Origin of the sequence: Streptomyces sp. R-07 (genome assembly GCF_049913175.1) — a bacterium.
In the GTDB taxonomy this organism is placed as follows: Bacteria; Actinomycetota; Actinomycetes; order Streptomycetales; family Streptomycetaceae; genus Streptomyces.
The window spans coordinates 514,641-534,461 of sequence record NZ_CP183978.1 but is presented as its reverse complement, the minus strand read 5'-3'; the positions used below and the strand labels follow the sequence as shown (position 1 = coordinate 534,461).

Annotated in this window: 19 protein-coding genes; 8 read left to right on the top strand and 11 right to left on the bottom strand. The window is 71.7% G+C overall.

Translation table 11 applies throughout. The features are described 5' to 3' along the window. Position 1 precedes the first annotated feature (1 nt). From ACN9M0_RS02645 to ACN9M0_RS02635, 3 genes are read right to left on the bottom strand one after another with little or no spacing between them, the layout of a single operon-like run. On the bottom strand, positions 2-367 hold the full coding sequence (locus ACN9M0_RS02645) for a DUF952 domain-containing protein (protein WP_366041908.1): 366 nt from the start codon (positions 365-367) through the stop codon (positions 2-4). 49 nt (positions 368-416) lie between these two features. Further along, the gene (locus tag ACN9M0_RS02640; RefSeq protein WP_399695418.1) at positions 417-1,355 is read right to left on the bottom strand and encodes a LysR family transcriptional regulator; all 939 of its coding nucleotides are present in this window, start codon (positions 1,353-1,355) and stop codon (positions 417-419) included. Between the two features lie 32 nt (positions 1,356-1,387). Further along, on the bottom strand, positions 1,388-2,374 hold the full coding sequence (locus ACN9M0_RS02635) for a GlxA family transcriptional regulator (RefSeq protein ID WP_399695417.1): 987 nt from the start codon (positions 2,372-2,374) through the stop codon (positions 1,388-1,390). A gap of 113 nt (positions 2,375-2,487) precedes the next feature. Between ACN9M0_RS02635 and ACN9M0_RS02630 the strand changes: the two genes are divergently transcribed. Continuing rightward, positions 2,488-3,438, top strand: a complete 951-nt coding sequence (locus ACN9M0_RS02630) for an NADP-dependent oxidoreductase (protein ID WP_366041936.1) — start codon at positions 2,488-2,490, stop codon at positions 3,436-3,438. A gap of 31 nt (positions 3,439-3,469) precedes the next feature. On the opposite strand, the gene ACN9M0_RS02625 is transcribed toward ACN9M0_RS02630, so the two are convergent. Continuing rightward, positions 3,470-4,246 carry a methyltransferase domain-containing protein gene (locus tag ACN9M0_RS02625; RefSeq protein WP_399695416.1) on the bottom strand — a complete coding sequence of 259 codons (777 nt, stop codon included), beginning with the start codon at positions 4,244-4,246 and terminating at the stop codon, positions 3,470-3,472. 55 nt (positions 4,247-4,301) lie between these two features. On the opposite strand from ACN9M0_RS02625, the gene ACN9M0_RS02620 reads away from it, so the two are divergent. The 3 genes from ACN9M0_RS02620 (at position 4,302) to ACN9M0_RS02610 (ending at position 6,226) form a co-directional block, all read left to right on the top strand. Further along, on the top strand, positions 4,302-4,736 hold the full coding sequence (locus ACN9M0_RS02620) for a MerR family transcriptional regulator (protein WP_399695414.1): 435 nt from the start codon (positions 4,302-4,304) through the stop codon (positions 4,734-4,736). A 191-nt stretch (positions 4,737-4,927) separates the two neighbouring features. Then, a complete protein-coding gene (locus tag ACN9M0_RS02615) occupies positions 4,928-5,824 on the top strand; it encodes a maleylpyruvate isomerase family mycothiol-dependent enzyme (RefSeq protein WP_426403031.1) in 897 nt (298 codons plus the stop codon). A gap of 102 nt (positions 5,825-5,926) precedes the next feature. Continuing rightward, positions 5,927-6,226, top strand: coding sequence for a DUF1876 domain-containing protein (locus ACN9M0_RS02610; protein WP_366041904.1), 300 nt, complete (start codon positions 5,927-5,929; stop codon positions 6,224-6,226). A gap of 326 nt (positions 6,227-6,552) precedes the next feature. Here ACN9M0_RS02610 and ACN9M0_RS02605 read toward each other — a convergent pair whose 3' ends face one another. Beyond that, a complete protein-coding gene (locus ACN9M0_RS02605; protein WP_426403030.1) occupies positions 6,553-7,155 on the bottom strand; it encodes a CBS domain-containing protein in 603 nt (200 codons plus the stop codon). Positions 7,156-7,341: 186 nt separating this feature from the next. Between ACN9M0_RS02605 and ACN9M0_RS02600 the strand changes: the two genes are divergently transcribed. Then, positions 7,342-8,610, top strand: a complete 1,269-nt coding sequence (locus ACN9M0_RS02600) for a YncE family protein (RefSeq protein WP_426403029.1) — start codon at positions 7,342-7,344, stop codon at positions 8,608-8,610. 65 nt (positions 8,611-8,675) lie between these two features. On the opposite strand, the gene ACN9M0_RS02595 is transcribed toward ACN9M0_RS02600, so the two are convergent. The 4 genes from ACN9M0_RS02595 to ACN9M0_RS02580 form a co-directional block, all read right to left on the bottom strand. After that, positions 8,676-10,745 (bottom strand): discoidin domain-containing protein, encoded by a 2,070-nt coding sequence (locus ACN9M0_RS02595; protein ID WP_426403028.1) that lies wholly within the window; start codon positions 10,743-10,745, stop codon positions 8,676-8,678. 123 nt (positions 10,746-10,868) lie between these two features. After that, positions 10,869-11,462, bottom strand: coding sequence for a TetR/AcrR family transcriptional regulator (locus ACN9M0_RS02590; RefSeq protein WP_366038229.1), 594 nt, complete (start codon positions 11,460-11,462; stop codon positions 10,869-10,871). Between the two features lie 824 nt (positions 11,463-12,286). Continuing rightward, positions 12,287-12,574 carry a peptidase inhibitor family I36 protein gene (locus ACN9M0_RS02585; protein ID WP_366038230.1) on the bottom strand — a complete coding sequence of 96 codons (288 nt, stop codon included), beginning with the start codon at positions 12,572-12,574 and terminating at the stop codon, positions 12,287-12,289. Positions 12,575-13,150: 576 nt separating this feature from the next. After that, positions 13,151-14,251, bottom strand: coding sequence for a serine hydrolase domain-containing protein (locus ACN9M0_RS02580; RefSeq protein ID WP_426403027.1), 1,101 nt, complete (start codon positions 14,249-14,251; stop codon positions 13,151-13,153). A gap of 224 nt (positions 14,252-14,475) precedes the next feature. Here ACN9M0_RS02580 and ACN9M0_RS02575 point away from each other — a divergent pair, with 224 nt between their 5' ends. Continuing rightward, positions 14,476-14,898 (top strand): DUF6193 family natural product biosynthesis protein, encoded by a 423-nt coding sequence (locus ACN9M0_RS02575; RefSeq protein ID WP_399695403.1) that lies wholly within the window; start codon positions 14,476-14,478, stop codon positions 14,896-14,898. A 160-nt stretch (positions 14,899-15,058) separates the two neighbouring features. Here ACN9M0_RS02575 and ACN9M0_RS02570 read toward each other — a convergent pair whose 3' ends face one another. Further along, entirely contained in the window at positions 15,059-16,558 is a 1,500-nt protein-coding gene (locus ACN9M0_RS02570; protein WP_426403026.1) for an IS1182 family transposase, read from the bottom strand. A 105-nt stretch (positions 16,559-16,663) separates the two neighbouring features. Here ACN9M0_RS02570 and ACN9M0_RS02565 point away from each other — a divergent pair, with 105 nt between their 5' ends. Together ACN9M0_RS02565 and ACN9M0_RS02560 are read left to right on the top strand one after the other, a co-directional pair. Beyond that, entirely contained in the window at positions 16,664-18,016 is a 1,353-nt protein-coding gene (locus tag ACN9M0_RS02565) for a sensor histidine kinase (protein WP_399695402.1), read from the top strand. Positions 18,017-18,069: 53 nt separating this feature from the next. Further along, positions 18,070-18,714 carry a response regulator transcription factor gene (locus ACN9M0_RS02560; RefSeq protein ID WP_366038331.1) on the top strand — a complete coding sequence of 215 codons (645 nt, stop codon included), beginning with the start codon at positions 18,070-18,072 and terminating at the stop codon, positions 18,712-18,714. Positions 18,715-18,745: 31 nt separating this feature from the next. Here ACN9M0_RS02560 and ACN9M0_RS02555 read toward each other — a convergent pair whose 3' ends face one another. Continuing rightward, positions 18,746-19,606 carry a hypothetical protein gene (locus tag ACN9M0_RS02555; RefSeq protein WP_426403025.1) on the bottom strand — a complete coding sequence of 287 codons (861 nt, stop codon included), beginning with the start codon at positions 19,604-19,606 and terminating at the stop codon, positions 18,746-18,748. Positions 19,607-19,821: the final 215 nt, after the last annotated feature.

Below are 19,821 nucleotides of genomic sequence, written 5' to 3'. Positions count from 1 at the left end.
GTCAGCCGGTCGTCCTCGCCAGCCCCGTCGCCCGGCCGTCCCCGTCCCACGTGATCTCCAGGATCTCGTCGACGGCGGCGCGGTCGATCGGGCCGAACACGTGCGGGAAGAGCGTCTCCTCGGAGACCCCGGGCGGCGGGGTCGGCGCGGCGGCCTCCCACTCCGTCCTCGCCGCGAGCCTGCTCTCATCGAGGAGGAGGACCAGGAGCGGTCTGGAGGCGCTGCGGTAGAAGGCGTTGACGACGGCGAGCGTGGTCGGCACGTCGGGGGAGCAGTGGACGAAACCTTCCTCCGCGAGGGAGACGGGCGCGTAGGGCTCCTCGGGCCGGGCGGACCATTCGGCGGGCGTGACAACGTGGTAGATCATGTTCCGGTTATACCGCCCGGCGCCCTCCGTGGGGCCGTGGGCCCCGGAGTCACCACGTGCGCCCCGCCTCGATCAGCAGATCCCGGACGCGCGTCACGTCCGGGTTGTCGGGCCGGCCCGGGCGCTGGACGAGGTAGCCGGTGTTGATCGGCGGGTCCTCCGGTTCGTGCAGGGGTACGAGGGTGCCCGAGGCCAGTTCGGCATGGCAGAGGTAGCGCGGCAGGACGCTGAACCCCGCTCCGGCGACGACCGCGGCGAGGACCCCGCGCAGATCGGGGACGGTCACGGCGGCGGGGCGGGACAGCCGCGTCCCGAACACGTGCCGCCAGTAGCGGCGCGCGATGGGCAGGTCCTCGGCGTACGAGACCAGCGGGACGGCGTGCAGGGCCGCCGGCCCTTCGAACGCCAGCCGCTCCTTCACGCGGTCGGCCCACACGGGAGCGGCGACCAGGACGAACTCCTCGTCCGTCAGCGGTACGGCGGTCAGCGCCCGCCCGCGCGGCCGGAAGGTCGCGATCACCAGGTCGTGCCGGCCCGCGCGCAGCTCGTCGAGCAGCGGCTCGGTCAGGCCCGGGCTGACCCTCAGCCGTACGCCCGCGGCGGTCAGCGGGGCGAGGGCGGGCAGGGCGCGCGTGCAGAGCAGCTCGGCCGGGCCCGCCAGATGGACGGGGGCGGTCCGCTCGTGGGGCGCGGCCTCGTGACCCGTCACGGCGGCGAGCGCGTCGAGGGGCCCGGCGACCCGGGCCGCGAGCTCGTGGGCGACGGTGGTCGGGGCGACACCGCGCGGCAGCCGCTCGAAGAGCTCGCGGCCCGTCTGCCGCTCCAGGGCGCGGATCTGGGTGGTCACCGTCGGCTGGGACAGACCGAGCAGCCCGGCGGCCGCGGTGAACGAACCGGAGCGGTGCACCGCGAGGAAGGTCCGCAGCAGGTTCAGGTCGGCCACCGGCTGCGCCATGTCCCCCACGCCATCGGAATCCTTATGCCTCATGCTCGAAGCCTACCCAGCGGCCTATGGCGGTTCTAGGGGGTGAGCGCGGCCTCGCCCCGGAAGGTGCGCCGGTAGGCGAGCGGGGAGACGCCGATCGCCGCGTGGAGGTGCTGGCGCAGCGAGGTGCCGGTGGCGAAGCCCACCTGGCCCGCGATGTCGTCCACGGCGAGGTCCGTGGACTCCAGCAGATGCCGGGCGCGGCCCACCCGCTGCTGGATCAGCCAGCGGCCGGGGCTCATGCCGACCTCCTCGTTGAAGCGGCGGGCGAAGGTCCGCAGGCTCATCCGGGCGTGGCCGGCGAGCTCGCTCAGCGCGAGCGGTTCGTGCAGGTGCTCCAGCGCCCACTGCCGGGTCGCCGAGGTCCCGCTCGCGGTGGTCTCGGGCACCGGCTGCTCGATGTACTGGGCCTGACCGCCGTCCCGCCAGGGCGGTACGACGCACACACGGGCCACGTGGTTGGCGACGGCGGCGCCGTGGTCCTTCCGCACGAGGTGCAGACAGACGTCCACGCCGGACCCGGCGCCCGCCGAGGTCAGTACGTCGCCGTCGTCGACGAACAGCACATCCGGGTCGAGGGCGACCTGTGGGAACCACGCGCGGAAGGCGGAGGCGAGCGCCCAGTGCGTGGTGGCGGGGCGGCCTTCCAGGAGCCCCGCGGCGGCGAGGACGAACGCGCCCGTGCAGATGGACACGAGACGGGCGCCGGCGGGTACGGACGCCAGCGCCTCGGTGACGCCGGCGGGGAGCTCGCGGGAGAGGAGGGAGAGATCGAAGGGCGGGAGGATCACGGTGTCGGCCGTGCGGAGCGCCTCGGGGCCGTGGTCGGGCGTCACCGAGAAGTCGGCGTTGGTACGGACGGGCCGGCCGTCGACCGAGCAGGTCAGGACCTCGTAGCGCCCGTCCGCCGACCCGAACACGCGGCTCGGGATGCCCAGCTCGAAGGGGTACACCCCGTCCAGCGCGAGGACGACGACGCGATGAGGGCGACCCGCGGCAGGCACGGCAGGCATGGCGGGCATGGCCGGATGCGTGGCCGAATGCATGGCAGGATCCCTTCGAAAGATGGCAATCATGCCATGGTACGCGGCGGGGGCCGGCGGCGAGTCTTGACGGCATGACGAATCACCCCACCATGCGCGCCATCAGCCAGGACACCTACGGCACCACCGAGGTGCTCCAGGAGGTCGTGGTCCCGCGGCCCGTGCCCGGCCCCAGCCAGATCCTCGTCGCCGTCCGCGCGGCCGGCGTCAACCCGACCGACTGGAAGCACCGCACCGGCGGCCTCTTCCTCGACCGCCTGCCCCTCGTCCTCGGCTGGGACGTCTCCGGCGTCGTGGAGGCCGTCGGCTACGGCGTGACCGTGTTCAAGCCCGGCGACGAGGTCTTCGGGATGCTGCCGTACCCGTACGGCGTCGGCTCCCACGCCGAGTACGTGACAGGCCCCGCCCGCGCCTTCGCCCACAAGCCCGCCGAGATCGACCACGTCCAGGCCGGCGCCCTGCCGCTCGCCGCCCTCACCGCGTACCAGGCGATCGTCGACACCGCCCAGGTCGGCCCCGGGCAGCGGGTCCTGATCCACGCGGCCGCCGGCGGCGTCGGTCACCTCGCCGTCCAGATCGCCAAGGCCCGGGGCGCGTACGTCATCGGCACCGCGAGCGCCCCGAAGCACGAGCTGGTCCGCTCCCTCGGCGCGGACGAGGTCATCGACTACCGCACCACCGACTTCGCCGAGGTCGTCCAGGACGTCGACATGGTCCTCGACCCGATGTCCGGCGACACCCGCAGCCGCTCCCTCGATGTGCTGCGGCCCGGCGGCACGCTCGTCTCCCTGCTCGCGCCCGCCGACCCGGACGAGCAGGCCAAGGCGGCCGCGCGGGGCGTCCGCGTGGAGACCCTCCTCGTCGAGGCCGACCACGCGGGCATGAACGCCATCGCCTCCCTCGCGGCCTCCGGCGCCCTCCGCCCCCACATCGAGGCCGTCTTCCCCCTCGCCGAAGCCTCCAAGGCCCACACCCTCGGCGAAACCGACCGCACCACGGGCAAGATCGTCCTGACGGTCACGGGGCCTCCTGCCGGGGCCTGAGCCTCGCCCCCCTGCGGAGGCGGCCAGCCGATCAGCGGCCCCGTGTCCCGGACGCCGTGAAGAGGGGGACCGCCAGGAAGAAGCGGTTCGTGGTGGCGCGGGTGGTCTGGTCCGTCGTCCAGGCCGCCGCCTCTTCGGGGGAGACGGCCCCGGCCCGTACCGCCGCCTCCGCGAGGCCCGTCGCCAGGGGGAGCCAGCGGGCGTCGGTGAGGACGGCGGTGGAGACCTCCACCGTCACCTCGCCGAACCCGTGGTCCAGGAGCAGACCGCGGAAACGGCGCGCGACGCGCGGCCCGGGCACCCGGTCCGCGCGCGCGTGCACGATCGTCCGGGTGAGGGCACCGTCCTCCGCGTCGAGGACACACGTGTCCCAGTCCTGTCCCGTGAGCACGGCCCTCCCACCCGGCGCGAGGACCCGGCGCGCCTCCGCGAGCGCCGCCCCCGGCTCGGGCAGCTCGTGCAGCACCTTGTCCGCGCGGTACGCGTCCCAGACGCCGTCCTCGTACGGGAGCGCGGCCGCCTCGGCGACGGCGAACACCTGCCCCGGGTGGCGGCGCCGGGCCGCGGCGATCATCTCCTCGTCCCGGTCGACTCCCGCGGCGACGGCCCCGAGGGCGGCCGCCTCCGCGACGGCGAGACCCCCGCCGCAGCCCACATCGAGCAGGCGGGTACCCGCCGCCACCCCCAGGAGTTCGTACGAGCGGGCCCGCAGCGCGGCCGCCCCAGGCGCGTGGTCCACGGCGTCCAGGACGGCGAGCAGGGGAGGGCGGTGGTCGCGGCCCGAACGGGCCGCCGGTGTGATGGACATGGTGACCACGCTGGTGGTTAATGCCGACATGAAGTCAAGCGGTACGCCCCCGACGATGAGCATCGGCGAACTCGCGGGCCGGTTCGGTCTGGCCACCCACGTGCTGCGGCACTGGGAATCCGCCGGACTCATCGAGCCCGCCCGCGATCCCCACGGCCGCCGCCGCTACGACGCCACCCACGTCACCCGCGTCGCCGTCGTCCTCCGGGCCAAGGGAGCGGGTCTCGCGCTCGACGACATCCGCGAACTGCTGCGGGCCGGCGACCCGGGGGCCCGCCGGCAGCGCCTCGAAGCGCATCGCGAGGAGCTCCGGCGCCGGCTGGCGGCAGCCCAGGCCTGTCTCGACCTGGTCGAATGCGCGCTGGGCTGCGCCCACGACGACCTCGCCGACTGCCCCCGCTTCCGGGACGTCGTCGCCGCCACGGCCGAGGGCGGACACCTTCCCGCCGCGACCGGTGCCGACGGCCCTACTCGCTGGTACGGTCCCTGACCTACCGGTGCTCCACGCGGGAGCGACCGGAGCCAGGGAGGGGCGGATCCATGACGCGGCGAACGGACGAGGTGCTTCCCGAAGGAGGTGCCGAGGGCGGGGTGGTTCCCGCAGGATCTGCCGAGGGCGGGGCGGTTCCCACAGCGCTTGCCGGGGGCGGGGTGCCGACCGAAGCGCTTGCCGAAGGCGGGGTGCTTCCCGCAGGAGCCGCCGGGGGCGGGGTGCTTCCCGCCGTGCTCACCGAGGGCGGGGTGCCCACCGAAGCGCTTGCCGAGGGCCGGGTGCTTCCCGCAGGGCTCGCCGAGGCGATACGCGGGGCCGCGGACGACATCGCGGCGGTCCTGCGCACGGCGCCGCCGACCGGCGCCGGGGACGTCGGGCCGCTTCCCGTGCCCCGGTCCACCTGGACCGTCGGGGAGGCCGCCGCCCACCTGGCCCAGGCGAACGCCCTCATGGCCGACCTGGCCGCCGGCCACGACCGCCCCTACGGCGACGGCACCCCCGGCAGCCTGGCCGAGGCCAACGAACGCGCCCTCGCCGGCTTCGGTGAGCGCGCACCCGGTCCGCTCGCCGAGATGATCACGGCTCAGGCCGCCGCGTTCCTCGACCGGATCGAGGAGCGCGACCCGGACGAACGCCTCTCCACGCCGCTCGGCCGCATGAGCCCGGCCGTCCTCGGCTCGTACCTGCTGACCCACATGCTCGGCCACGGCTACGACCTCGCGCTCGCCCTGAACCGCCCCCACATGCTCGACGCGCGCCGGGTCGAGCTCACCCTGCCGTTCATGATCGAGGCGATGCCCCGGGTCGCGGACCCGGCCGCCGTCGCCGGTCTGACCGCCCGCTTCGCCGTACGGCTCCGGAACGGCCCGGCCTTCGGCGTCACCGTCACGGACGGCGCGGTCCAGGTCGCCCACGAACCGCCCGCGCGGCCCGACTGCACCATCTCCACGGAGCCGGTCGCCTTCCTCCTCCTCGGCCTCGGGCGGATCGACCCCTGGCCCGTGATCGCCCGGGGCAAGGCGCTCGGCTGGGGCCGCAAGCCCTGGCTCGCTCCCCGCTTCCCCCGCCTCTTCCGCGCGCCCTGACCCCCGTCCCCGCGCGGTCCCGCCTCCGCCGATGGATCCTGGAGGTATCGGAAGGGGCCGTGCCTCGGTTCCGCGCGGCCCTGCGATGTGAGGAGGCGGACCATGACCCGCACGCTGGAGTGGACGGTCGGCCTGGAACTGACCGAGGAGAGCGGCAGGACGAAGGCCGAGGCAAGGCTGAGCACCGGCAGCTCGACCCTCACGGGGCACGGCTCCGCGCGGTGCAACCCGGCGGACGTGGACGTGCCGGCGATCGGCGACGAACTCGCCGCGAGCCGGGCGATGAAGGACCTGGCGGGCAAGCTCATGCGGGAGGCCAACCGGGAGATGGAGGCGGTGGGCGCCGGGACCGTACCCCAGCACACCGGCCCCGGGTACGGCTGGCCGGAGGCGGTCTCCTGACGGAACCGTCTCCCACGCCGGGAGCCCGCCGGGCCGTTGACGCCCCGCCGGGCTCCCGAGCCGCGGCCGGAGGACACCGACGGGGGCCCTGACCCGGGGCCGGCGGACTTCCGGCCTGGGACCCTGACCCGCTGTCCGGAGGGCCCTGCCCGAGGACCTGACCAGCGGCCGCAAGGCTCCGCCCGGGCTCCCGCGTCGCGCCGGGAAGCCCCCGCTCGGGCTCCCGCGCCGCGCCGGAAAGCCCCCCCGCGGCCCCTCCTGGGACGCGCCCGGCCCCCTCCCTGGGACGCGCCCGGCCTCCTCCTGGGACGCGCCGGGGCCCCCTCCTAGGACGTGCCCGCGCCCTCCTCGTACGTCATCCGGTCCACGACCTCCACCACCCCGTCCACCGTCTCGCACAGGCGGACCAGGATCGGGCCGAGGCCCTGGCGTTCCAGGGTGCCGCTCAGCGTCACCCGGCCCTCGTCGACGTCGATGTGCACGGCCGAGGGGGAGAGGCGCAGGATGCGGACGATCACGTCCTCGCGGATCTCCTCCTGGATCGAGCGGTCCCTCCGCAGGAACAGCTGGAGCAGATCGCTGCGGCTGAGCACCCCGATCAGCCGGCCGTCCGCGTCCACGACCGGGAGCCGCTTCACCCGGTGCCGCTCCATCAGGCGGGCGGCCTCGGTCGCCGTCCAGGAGGGCCGGGCCGTCACGGCCGGGGTCGACATCATGGCTTCCGCCGTGCTCGGTCCGTCCTTCGCCGTGTGGCGCCGCAGCAGGTCCGCCTCGGAGACGACACCCACCGGCCGGTTCTCCTCGTCGACCACCGGGACCGCGGTGATGCCGTACTCGTCGAGGAGCCGTGCGATCTCCTTGAACGACGTCCCGCGCTGCACCGCGACCGCGGTGGGCGTCATCAGGTCCGCGACGCTGCGGTGCCTCATTGTCCGTTCCGTCCCTTCTGCGTTCCAGGTTCCATGGTCGCGCACCGCGGGTCGTGGGGGCGCGAGGGGGTGGGCGGGACGGGCCGGAAGGCTGGTGGGAACCGGGGTGCGACAGGGGCTTGTGGGCGTGACGCGGCCGTGGTTACCTCCGGTAAGTCGTCGTCGCGCCACGGAAGAAGGACCCCCATGCCCTCTCCCCGCCCCACCGGGACCCGCCGCTTTCTGGGAGCTCTCGCGGCCTCCCTCACCCTCGTCGCCGCGTCCGCGGGCGCCGGTTCGGCAACAGTCCCGGGACCGGCCGCGTCCGCCGGGCTCCGTGAGGTGATGTTCGTCGGCAACAACTGGGACGGCACTGCCGACGTCATCGCCTCACGCGGCGACTTCCACCGCATCGGCCGCGTGAACGTGATCCCCGACAAGGAGGAGCGCCTCCGCGAGATCTATCTGAACCCCGTCAAGCTCGCCTTCTTCCTCGGCGTCCGCAGCGGACCGGGCGAGGGTCACGACCAGTTCGTCGACGACATGTACGCCACTCCCGACGGCTCCGCCATGGTCGTCTCCCGCCCCAGCTTCGCCGACGTCGTCTCCCTCGACCTCCGCACCGGACGGATCAACTGGCGTTTCCCCGTGGCCGGTTACCGCGCCGACCACATGGCCGTCTCGCCCGACGGCACCCGCGTCGCGGTCTCCGCCTCCACCGCGAACACCGTGCACGTCCTGGACATCGCCACCGGACGCCAGGTCGGCTCCTTCACGACCGGCGACAAGCCCCACGAGAACATCTTCACCTCCGACGGCCTGCTCTGGAACATGTCCATCGGCGAGGTCACCACCGCACTCGACGCCCCGTGGCTCGACTGGACGAAGGGCGACCGGAAGATCACCGTCGTCGACGCCCGCACCTTCGAGACCGTCCGCGTCATCGACATGCGCGCCCGCCTCGACGCCTTCGGGCGCGGCGACCTCTCCGACGCCGTGCGCCCGCTCGTCTTCACGCCGGACGAGAAGAAGATCTACTTCCAGGTCTCCTTCTTCAACGGCTTCCTGGAGTACGACATCGCCACGGACCGGATCACCCGGCTCAAGACCCTCCCCGGCAGCCCGGCGACCGACCCCGACCGCACCACCTGGGTCAACGACTCGCGCCACCACGGCCTTTCGATGAGCCCGGCCGGCGACAAGCTCTGCGTCGCCGGGACGATGGACGACTACGCCACCGTGGTCGACCGGGAGACCCTCAGGGGGGGCCCTCTCGTCGAGGCCTCCAAGCCCTACTGGGCGACCGTGAGCGGTGACGGGAAGTCCTGCGTCATCTCCGAGAGCGGCGCCGACCGGGTCACCGCGATCGACTTCGGAACCGGGCAGCGGGTGACGAGCGTGGACGTCGGCGACCACCCCCAGCGCGTACGACTCGCCCGCGTCCCCGCCGACTGGACCGGTCCCACGGCCGGCTGACCCACCCTCGGAGCAGGAAGAAGGGGCCTGCCGGACGCCGTCCGGCAGGCCCCTTCCCTCTGTGCTCAGGACCGGTTGACCGCCACCTCGTAGAGCGAGTAGCCCCAGTCCGTGGCCCGCCTCAGCCCGTGGACACGCACGTAGCGGGCCGGCTGCGAGGCGAACTCCGCCGTGTCGTAGCCACCGTCACCGGCGTCCGTGGACCACACGTTCCGCCAGGTAGTGCCGTCGTCCGACAGCTCGATCCGGTACTCCCGGGCATAGGCCCGCTCCCAGTCGAGCGTGACCCGCCCGACCCGGCGCACCGAGCCCAGGTCCACCTGGAGCCACTGGTCGTCCGACCACTCGCTGGCCCAGCGCGTCCCCGTGTCGCCGTCGACCGTGAGACCCGGCGAGAAGTTCACGAAGGGGTTCCACCACTGGGTCGTGCTGGCCGACACCGGCTGCCCGGCCGCGAGGTTCACGCCCGGCTCGTGGACCTCGGTCCGCTTCCAGGTGGTCAGGTACGACTCCGCTCCCCGCGACAGCTCGTCCACGACGCCCTGGCCGCCGGGGGTGAGCCGGATCTGCTCGATCCAGTCCGGCACGAGACCGTTGTGCGCGGCACCGTCGGTGTTGAGGTCCCAGGTGCGCTCACCGGTGACCTGACGGTCGAGGACCGAGCCTCCGTCGAAGCTGCGGAAGGGGTACTTCACCGCGTTCGGCGCGTCGGCTCCGACCGGGCCCGGCCAGCCGCCGACCCCGTTCATGTCCGTGCCGTAGCCGAACCCGACTCCGTACTTCTTCCGAAGCTCCGCCTTCTGCGCCGCCTCACCGACGAAGCCCTCGGCGCTGTGCATGTACGAGGCGGCGAAACCGCCGAGGCGGTAGAGCCGCTCGGTCCAGTCCAGGTCCATCCAGCTGTGGCTGGACAGGACGCCCGGGTACTCCTCGGCCTCCAGCATGTCGAGCGCCCGCCCGGCGGCCTTGACGCTCATGTGGTCGAGCTCCAGCATCATGCCGCGCTGGATCATGCCCTTCAGGGCGTACTCCCCGAGCCGCGTCAGACCGCGGGTGTTGCACTTGGCGTCGGAGGCGTACGAGGGGACGCTCACCCCGGCCGGCAGCTTCTCGGCCATCGCGGCCGGTGCGGCGGCGAGACCGATCGGGTTGTCGTGCTGCGGGCCCGCGCACTTCTCGGTGGCCCAGAAGGTGCCCGTGGAGAGGAACTGGCCGATGTTGACCGCCACGCCCGTCGTCCCGCTGTCGAAGCGGACGCCGCACAGCGCGTTGTCGAACTTGTGGCAGAGGAACATGCTGCGCACGCCGAGCGCGTACAGCTCGTCGAGGCCCTTGTCGATGTCTGCCTGGCTGCACTGGGCGATGTCGAGGATCTGCTTGCAGCCGAAGGGCTCCGAGGTCTCGACGCCGAGGACGACGGCGAGCTTGCCCTGCTGGATCACCGAGCGGGCCTGGTCGGCGCTGGTGACGATCCGGAACCAGCCCTTGCCGGGGCCGCCGTACATCCCGTCGATGTAGTCCTGCAGCTCGTACGTCTTCCGGGCTTCGAGACGGATCGCGGTCATCTCGTCGCAGCTGCGGTCCCGGGGCAGGAGCGAGCAGATCAGCCCGTTGGTCACCAGGTCGTTGACGAGCACCCGCTGACCGCCGCGCCAGGCGCGCTCGACCCAGGCGTAGTAGTTCTGCTGGTGGCTGAGCGAGTTGTTGGCGGGCCAGTCCTTGAACGTCGGCCAGCCGACCGGGTCGTGCTTCCCGTTGTCACCGCCCGTGAGGTGCTCGAAGAGAGCCCCCGAGCCGTCCGGGTAGTGCTCGGGACAGTCCTTGAGGGCGTCGGCGACGCCCGCCGTCGAGAACGTCTGGCCGCAGATCATCCGGCCGCCGAAGCCCTCGTTGGACATCAGGTGGTTGTGCGCGTCGATGAACCCGCGCACCTTCCCCTGCGCGTCCGTTCCCGTGAACGGCGCACCCGTGACGTTGATCTGCGAATCGGGCGCCGGCCGGGACGTGGCTTCCCACCACGCCCCGCCGGCGGCGGCGGGGACCGGGGCGGAGCCGAACAGCACCGCCGCCAGGGCCAGGAACAGCGCCAGGAGGGCGGATCTGCCGCCGGTCCTGCGCGAAAAGGGTCGAGTCATGAGCTGCGATGCCTCCGGACGGTGGGGGTGTACCGGGCGCCCCGAGGATCGCGTTACCGGAGGTACGAGTCAAGAGTCCGGGTCAAATGACCTGATGAAAATCAACGGACCCCCGCGCGGACCTCACCCCTCGAACAGGGAAACGAGTTGATCTGCCGTCAGGTCGAGATGGTCGGCTGCCGCGCGCTTGTCGCCGAGGACGAGGAACTGCAGGGTGAGCCCGTCGATCGCCGCCGCCAGATACCGCGCGAGCACCTCCACCGGCACCCGCGGCTCCAGCCCCCGCACCCCGCGGACCTGCTCGATCAGCGCCGCCGCCGACACCACGTACTGCTCGTACTGGGCGCGCGCCAGATGCTCGAACCCGGGCTCCCGCAGGGCGTACTGGGTGAGGTCGTACGTCAGCATGTGCTCGCCCGGGTGGGCCGTGACATGGTCCCAGTACGTCTGCAGACCACCCCGTACGGTCTCGCGCAGCGTCGCACCCGGCTCGACCGCCGACATCACGCGCACCACGTAGTTGCCGGTGATCGTTTCGATCGCGGCTTCGAGCAGCGCCTGCTTGGAGTCGAAGCAGTAGTGGAAGACGCTGAGCGAGACTCCCGCCTCGGCGCAGATCGACCGGGTGGTGGTCCTGGCGACGCCGTCCCTGGTCATCGCCCTGATCGCGGCCTCGACCAGCTGTCTGCGTCGTTCGGCCGACGGCATCCGCGCCATGGTTCCTCCTCGCGTCCGGCGCAAGGGTAACCGCAGCCCCACGCACCACGATCCCCACCGGGCACCGGTCCGTGAGCCGTCAGTCCGCGCCCGATCTCCGAGCCGCCGAGGTCGGCCCCGCCCGCAGCGCGCGAAGACGGGGACGCCGCGCAGGGAGGCCACGTCGGTCGCCGGATCGCCGGATCGCCGGATCGCCGGTTCGCGGGATCGCCGGTTCGCGGGATCGCGGGATCGCGGGATCGCCGGATTACGGGATCGCCGGATTACGGGATCGCGGGATCGCGGGGGACCGGCACGGGCACCTGGGCGACCCGACGGCCAGGCCCGGCCGCCATGACCACGAGGCGAACCATTCCTGCGAGGCGAGGACCGCCACGGGGGCGAAGCGACGGGGATGCGGTCGGCCTCCCGTCGTGACCTCGGCCGAGGTGTCGCGGGCGACCACGTTCAGGGCGATGCGATCGCCGAAGAGGTGCCGGAAAGGTGTCGGCCTGCTGCGCGAACGGCGTGGGTGTGCAAGGCGGGCGCGGAAAGCGAGGAGGCAGCCGATCTGTTCCCTGACGCGCGTCGGACGGGGTAGGTCGCTGGCCGGGGCGTGTCCGTAGGCGGACATGGGCGAAGTCCCTGGCCTGCGGAGGGCGAGATGGCCGGGGCCGGTTGAGTCGACCAACGCCGCCCATGGGCCGGATCGGTCGGCATCAGCAGTTCGATCCGACCCGCGCGGCGTCAGTGATCGTTGACCGGAAAGCCTGCCCGATCGGCTGACCGGCCTGTCAGAGAGGAGCGTGCAGGTCTCTGACCAGGGCTGCTTCGGGGCAGGAAGGTCAGCATGCCCCTACATGCAGGGAGCTGATGTTGTCGTTCCGGTTGTACTGAGAGGTGTTGCCCTGCCAGTTCCCCACGGCCCAGGTGGCGCCGTCGCGGTTGATGTTCAGCCACGTGCAGAACGTTCTGCCCGTCCTGTTCCACACCGAGGAGATCTGGTCGTTCAGGTTGAAGTCGCGGAGGTCGTCGGAGCCCGTCTGGAACCGGGCCATCCTGCCGAGGCCGCCGGCATCCTCCCAGGCGCAGAACCAGCCGACCGGGCAGTCCTGGTATGCGGTGATCGACACGTCTCGTTCGACAGTCGCCGTAGATGCCTGGGCGGTGGGCACAGATGCCACCATTCCGGCCGCCGCAAGTCCTAACGCGGCACAGAGCCTTGTGAATCGTTGCATGGGGTGTGGTCCCCTCTTTCGATTCGATCGATACAAGGCCGGGAAGTCCGGCCGTTGCCTTGTTCCTCAGGGGAGCGAGGCATCCCCTACGCAGGGTCTCGCCGCCTTGGGTGGGATACCCGGCGCTTGTGTGATTCTGACCGAAATGCACACACCCACATCACAGGCGACTTCCAGAACTCGCCGCCGAACGCCGGGTCCCGACCAACGCGCATCACGCAGCATCTGGCCTGCGAGTCGAGGTCACCCACGGCACCAACCTCAGCAAGCAGGGTGGTGAACGCGGTTTCCAGGCACCGTCGGAGGCCCCGATCCGCAGCCGATCGCCGACGCGCCCGTCGATGCATCCGCCATTGAGCCGGAGCAGCCGATGACGACGAGAGCGTCCCTAGGAGGTCTCGGCCCGTGGTGGTTCGCGTGAGCGCGACCCCCGTCCGTCGGGAGGACTGGCAGAGGCAGGGCGGCGGTGCCTCAGAAGGCGGCGGCCGCTATGCCCAGGTAGCGCCTCGTGATCTCCCTTTCGTCGGTGGTGAGCGGCACCAGTGAGTACACGACGCTCCGGCGGAGGTCGCGGGTGGCGAAGACGCCGTTGGTGGAGCCGCCGTAGCTTCCGCTCTTGCCGTACACCTCGGTGCCGTCCGGGAGCTTCGCGTACTGCACCCCGCCACGGGTGAATCCGCGCTCGGCATGCCGGGGGAGCTCGAAGAGCAGCTTCTGCTGGGCCGGCGGCAGGAGTCGGCCACGCAGCAGCTCGCTCAGGAACCGTTCCAGGTCGGGCGCGTCGGAGACCATTCCGCCCTCGGCCCAGGGCCACGGGTCGGTGGGCGGAAGCTGCGGTGCCAGGGCCGGCGCGCGAAGTTCCGTCTCCCCCCACCCGGGGACGTAGGTGTGGCCCAGGCCCAGCGGGCGGACGATGCGGCGGCTCACCTCGTGCGCGTAGGAGTGATGGGTGACCTTCTCGATCACCATGCCGAGGACGAAGTAGTTCACTCCGTTGTAGACCTGCGGGATGTCGGGTCCGGTGACGGGTTCACCGGCCTGGGGGCATTCGGTGACCGTCTTCACCAGGTCGGCCGGGGTGTACACGGCGTTCGGGTCCCAGCAGACGGCACGCGGCAGGCCGCTGGTGTGGCTGATCAGCTGTGCCACGGTGATGGGCTGCCAGTGAGCCGGAAACGTGCCGGGCAGGAGCTCCTGCACGGGGGTGTCGAGGGAGAGCCTGCCCTCGGCTACGAGCTGGAGCACGACGGTGGAGGTGAACAGCTTGGTGATGCTGCCGATGCGGAAGGAGGCGGCCGGGTCCGTGGAGACCGCGCCCATCGTTCCCGTCCACCGTCCGTCGCGCCCGCCGACGCGGGCCATGGCTCCCGCGAACAGCCCGTCGGCGGGGGTGCCGAGCGAGGCCTGGAGCGCGGCCGGGTCTATCTGCTGAGTGGCGCCGAGGGTAGCGGCCGGAGCGGGGCGCTCCCGGGCCGCCGCACTGGCGGGGAGTGCGGCCGTGACCGTCACCAGGGCGGCGCTCGCGGCGGTCAGGACAATCCAACGGGGGCTTCGGGAAAGGCGCTTCGTCATGTCTTTCAGTCTGGCTTCTGCGCTGGTGGCGACCTATCGGGGATGCCCCTGGAACGCCCCTGAGCCGCCCCCTGGGGCGTGACCGCCTCCGTGCCGGTTCGGCCTCAGGGGGCACGCGGAATATGGATCCCCGTGGCCAACAGGTGGGCGCTTTCTGGTCCGAGCCTCAGCAGGGCGATGACGGCTGTTTGATGACAGGGCGGCGGGGTCCCGCACAATGCGGTATGACGAACATCGTCGACGCAGCCTGGTACAAGGTCCTGACCACTTATGGTGAACCTTCCCGACCGGAAGGATCACCGCTTCTGAAGCCGTTCGCCGAGCTGGTGCGGGTAGCGTGTGCCGAACCGGTTCTCCGTCAGCTCTTCCCCTGGACCGGTATGTGGGAGCTGCACTTCAGCAGGTGCACGGAGATGAACCACACCTGGGACATCCCGTACATCGGCACACTGAGAGACGGCCGGTACTACGTCGAAGGACCAAGCCGAAGCAGCCCGCGGATCGCCGAGACAGACAGCGCGCAGGCCGCAGTGGCGATGGTCATCGATCGCCTGCCATCAGGCTGCGGCCCGGCCTTCATCGGCAATGCAGGGGAACTGGCCGCTTACGAGAAGGCAGGAGACGCAGCTAGGAGCGTGTCTCAGTAACGGGCAACTGACCGGGTGGTCGTGATCGGCGGGATCGCTCGCGGTCGCCAACATATCCTGCGGTGATCGGTGATCGGTGATCGGTGATCGGTGATCGGTGATCGGTGGCCGGTCCTGCCGGTCTAGAAATCGGCCCGGACAGGGCCGGTGGCTGCGCCGGTCAGGCGATCACTGCGGCGAGTCCTGCGGTTTGGGCGTGCTGGAAGGCTTTGCGGAAGTTGTGGCAGGCGGCCAGCAGCCGCCACTCTCCTCGGGCTCCGGCTTCGCCGCGCAGGAGGAGCTGGCGGCCGTTCTGGCAGGTCATGATCTGACCGAAGACGGGTTCGACGATGGCCTTGCGGCGGCTGTATGCCTTCCGGCCGGGCTTGGTCCGCAGCTTGCGGGCCATGCGTTCCTTGAGGGTGGCGTTCTTGGGGATGCGTCCGCGTGGTGCGGGCGGGACCTGCTCGTCGTGGGCGAGTCGGCCGGTGGCCATGAACGTGTCGGTGCCGCAGGCGAGTTGGCGCTCCCGGGCGGCCTCAAGGTTGGTCTCGGAGCAGTAGCCGGCGTCGACCAGGGCCTGCTTGGGGTGGACGCTGGTGTTTGCCGCGGGCTGGTCGAGCATCGTGGTGTAGTTCAGCGCGTCCGAAGGGTTGGTCGTCACGTCCGCGGCGGTGATGACCTGGTGTTCTTCATCGACGACGGCCTGGGCGTTGTAAGCCTGGATGTAGGCGCCGTCGCTGTTCTTCATGATCCGGGAGTCGGGGTCAGCGAAGTTGGCCTGGGCCTTGGGCTTGGGCCGTGCGTTGGCTGCTGCCTGCTCGCCGGCGTCGGCGACGGCCCGCTCGTCGCCGGTGCCGGCACGCTCCTGGCGGCGGCGTTCCTTGTCTTCGGCGTGAGCGCGTGCCTTCTCGGCGGCCTCGGCCTCGATCTGCGCGCGGGCGGCCTGCAGCTTCGCCAGACGCTTCTCGCGTCGGTCCAGCTCGGCGGGCAGGTCCGCTTCCTTGCCGTCCACGCCGAAGGTCTCGTCCTCGGCCTTGTCGGCGGCCTCCGCGTCGGCCAGCAGGCCCTGGGCCTTCGCCTCCAGCCAGGCGATCTCGGCCTCGATGCGTTCTTCCTTGTCGACCAGGCGGCCGTAGCTCATCGCCTTGTGCTTGGAGGCACTGGCCTGCAGTTTCGTGCCGTCCAGGGCGACGCGGCCCATCTTGACCATGCCGAGCTTGGTCGCGAGGTGCAGGGACTGGGTGAAGAGGTCGGCAAGGGCGTCCAGGTGGCGGCGGCGGAAGCGGGATATCGAGCGGAAGTCCGGGGCCTGGCCGGCGGCCAGGTAGCGGAACGCGATGTCGTCGGCGCACTTGCGCTCGATGGCGCGTGAGGAGCGGACGCCGGTGGTGTAGCCGTAGATCAGGAGCCGCAGCATCAGTCTGGGGTCGTAGGGCGGGTAGCCGCGCTTCTCGGTGTAGTCGGCAAGGATCGGCCCCAGGTCCAGCACCTCGTCCACCAGGTCAGCGACGAAGCGGGCCAGGTGGTCCTCGGGCAGCCAGTCGTCCAGCGATGGGGGCAGCAGCAGGACCTGGTGCGGGTCGAACGCACGGAACTGCTTGTCGACCGCCACCGCACGGCCCTGCGGCTGCTTCTTCTCGACTGGCTCGACCTCGAACAGCCCATCCCCACCACGCATACCGTCATCATCCAGCATGAATGATGACGAAACGCAGGCGGGTTGTCGGTTGCCGGGACGCCTCGGTGAGGCTTCGCCGACTTCGATCGCGATTATGCTGGGCGCGTGGCTGAGTCGTCGTCTTCCGTGGTCGCGGGCGTGGCTGCGGGTCGGTGGCGGCTGGGGGCCCGGTTCGCGGTGCGCTTGGGACGCCGCACTCTTCTGGACTCGTTGTACCTGCTGACCGCGCCGGTCAGTGCCGCGTTCGGGCTGCTGCTGGTGCTAAGCGGCCTGTTCGTTGGCACGGTCGGTCTGCTGTTGCCGAGCGGGTCGCCGGTCATGACCAGTGCTACGGAACTGGCGCGGTGGTCCGCCGACGTGGAACGGTGGCGGATCGCCAAGGTGCGCTCCCAGGCCGACGGGGCGCGGGGCGCGCGTCGGCGTCCGAGGCCGAGGGGGACAGCCGCCGCGTCCGACCCGGGGCTGTGGCTCGACGTGGCACACACGGTGCTGGTACTCCCCGTCGTCGTGGTCACGTCGGCGGTAACGGCGCTGTGGTGGTTCGTCGGCGTCGCCGCTGTCACGTCTCCCCTGCGCAGCCCGTATGCGACGCCCGGGCCGCTGCGGCCGATGAACCTGTACGTGGGCGGTCCCCAATCCCACATCGCGTTGAGCCTGGGGCTGACGTCGCCGGACGAGCGGGTCGCCTTCGCGGTCACGCTCGGCCTCCTCGTGCTGGCCACCGTGCCGCTGGTGACCCGGGTGGGCGTCGCCGCTCAGGCCGGGCTGGGGAAGGCACTATTGTCCGACCTGTCGGCACTGCACCGCAGGATCAACGGGCTGGAGCAGGAGCGGGACACCGCCCGCGCACAGACCCTCGCCGCGGTGACGGCCGAGGCTGCCGCCCTGCGCCGACTCGAACGCGATATCCACGACGGCCCCCAGCAGCGTCTGGTCCGCCTGGCGATGGAGCTGGGCCGCGCCGAGCACCACTTCGACAGCAGGCCGGAAGCCGTGCGGGAGGCGCTCGCCGACGCGATCGTCCAGACTCAGGAGACGCTGGAGGAGCTACGGGCCCTGTCGCGCGGCATCGCCCCGCCGATCCTCGCCGACCGCGGCCTGCAGGCGGCGCTCGCCGCGCTTGCCGCGCGCTGTGTCGTATCCGCTGAGCTCGACCTCGGCCCCCTGAACCGTCGGCCGGACGCCGCAGTCGAGACGGCCGCGTACTTCGTGGTCGCCGAGGCCCTGACCAATGTGGCCAAACACAGCCACGCCCACCGGTGCGCCATCGGAATGCGCCACGGCGATGGAATCCTGCGGGTCTGGGTGACGGACGACGGCGTGGGCGGCGCGGCCGTGGCCAAGGGATACGGCCTGCGGGGCCTGGACGACAGACTGCACGCGGTCGGCGGCCAGCTGCGGGTCGCCAGCCCCGACGGCGGCCCGACCACGATCACCGGGGAACTGCCATGCCACTGACCTCGGCCGAAACAGATGCCGAAGCACCGCGGGATCGCGCGGCCCGCAGTCCGCTGCGGATCGTCGTGGCCGATGACGCGGTGCTGCTGCGTGAAGGCCTGGTCCGACTGCTCACCGAGGACGGGCACCATGTGGTCGCGGCGGTCGGTGACGGCCCCGCCCTGGTCGAAGCGGTGCTCGCCCACCGCCCGGACGCGTCGGTCGTCGACGTACGGATGCCGCCGACCCACACGGACGATGGCCTGCGTGCAGCGATCAGCGCCCGCGCGCAACTGCCCGGCACCCCCGTACTGGTACTCAGCCAGTACGTGGAGGTGTCGTACGCCGCCGAGCTGCTCGCGGACGGCTCTGGCGCGGTCGGCTACCTGCTCAAGGACCGGGTCGCCAGAGTCGAGGAGTTCCTGGACGCCCTAGACCGGGTCGCCGGTGGCGCGACGGTGCTCGACCCCCAGGTCGTCTCCCAGCTACTGGCCGGCCAGCGCCGACAGGACCCGCTGCAGGCACTGACCGCGCGTGAACGGCAGCTCCTGGCGCTGATGGCCGAGGGCCACTCCAACACCGCCATCGCCCGGCAGTTGGCGCTCTCCAACAGCGCGGTGGAGAAACACATCGGCAACGTCTTCGCCAAACTCGGCCTGCCGCCCGACGACGCCCAGCACCGCCGAGTCCTCGCCGTCCTCGCCTACCTCCGCTCCTGACCGGGCCCGTCCGCCGATCAGCCGCGAGGCGTCACAGGCCGCCCTTGTAGAAGCCCAGGAGGGCCGGCGCCGGGTCCGCCGCGGTGTCCGTGTTGGCCAGTGCGACGACGATCACGATCAGCGCGAGCACGGCCGAGAGGACGCCGAACGACCTCATCGTGCGCCGGGTCCGCCCGTTCGACCTGTCCGCCGCAGCGAACCTCCGCCACGCCATCACGCTCAGGCCGATCAGGGCGACCGCTACGACGGACGCCAAAGCGGCGAGCACCGCGTGGTACCGGCCGAAGTCGTCGACCATCACCTTGAGGGCGACCGCGTTCTCGTCGCTCGGGCTCGGGTAGTGGGCCAGGCCCTGCTTGATCTGATCGATCGCACCGGCGAGTTGGCCACTGGGTGCGCCGAGCGGGAGCAGCGCGGTCGCCGAGGAGAAGGGGGCCATCGCACCTTGGACATTCGCCATCAGCGCCGCCAGTGACACCAGCGCAAGCACGCTGACGAGGATGGCAGCCGAGGCGAGGCCCCTACCTCCGGCTCCAGGACCGCTGGACCTCAGGAACGCCTTCCAGAGCCGGACGGCGAGGGCGACGAACACGATCAGCAGGGCCGCGGCCAGGACGCCCTTGACCACGTGGAAGCGGAACCAGCAGTCGACAACCCGCTGCAGGTCCGGGGGGAATCCTTGGTCCCCGGACGTCCAGTATGTGACGAACGCCGGGCTCAGGGCGTCGACGAGGTTCCGCTGCGAGGAGAGGCCGCCCTCCGTCCCGATCGCCGCCAGCCTGCTCGGGGCGAGGACGAAGGCGGCACCGAGTGCCACGGCGAGGGCGACGAGCACAGCCAGTGCCCGACCAGGCACCTCCGCTGATCGCGACAGGGCCTTATGAGTGCGCATGGAGGGTCCTTCGGCTCGATCGGGCATGGGGCAGCGCCCGAACCACGTGGTGGGCGGGCCCCTCGTCATGCCGATTACGATGTCGCGCTGTCGATCAACCGGTCACTGAGGTACGCCATCCATCTGGGGTGTGGCCTGCCACACCCCAGCCGAGCAGGGCGGACGGGCCGCGCACCGCTGCACCTGGTCCCGTGTCGGTGTGAGTCCCGCCTTCA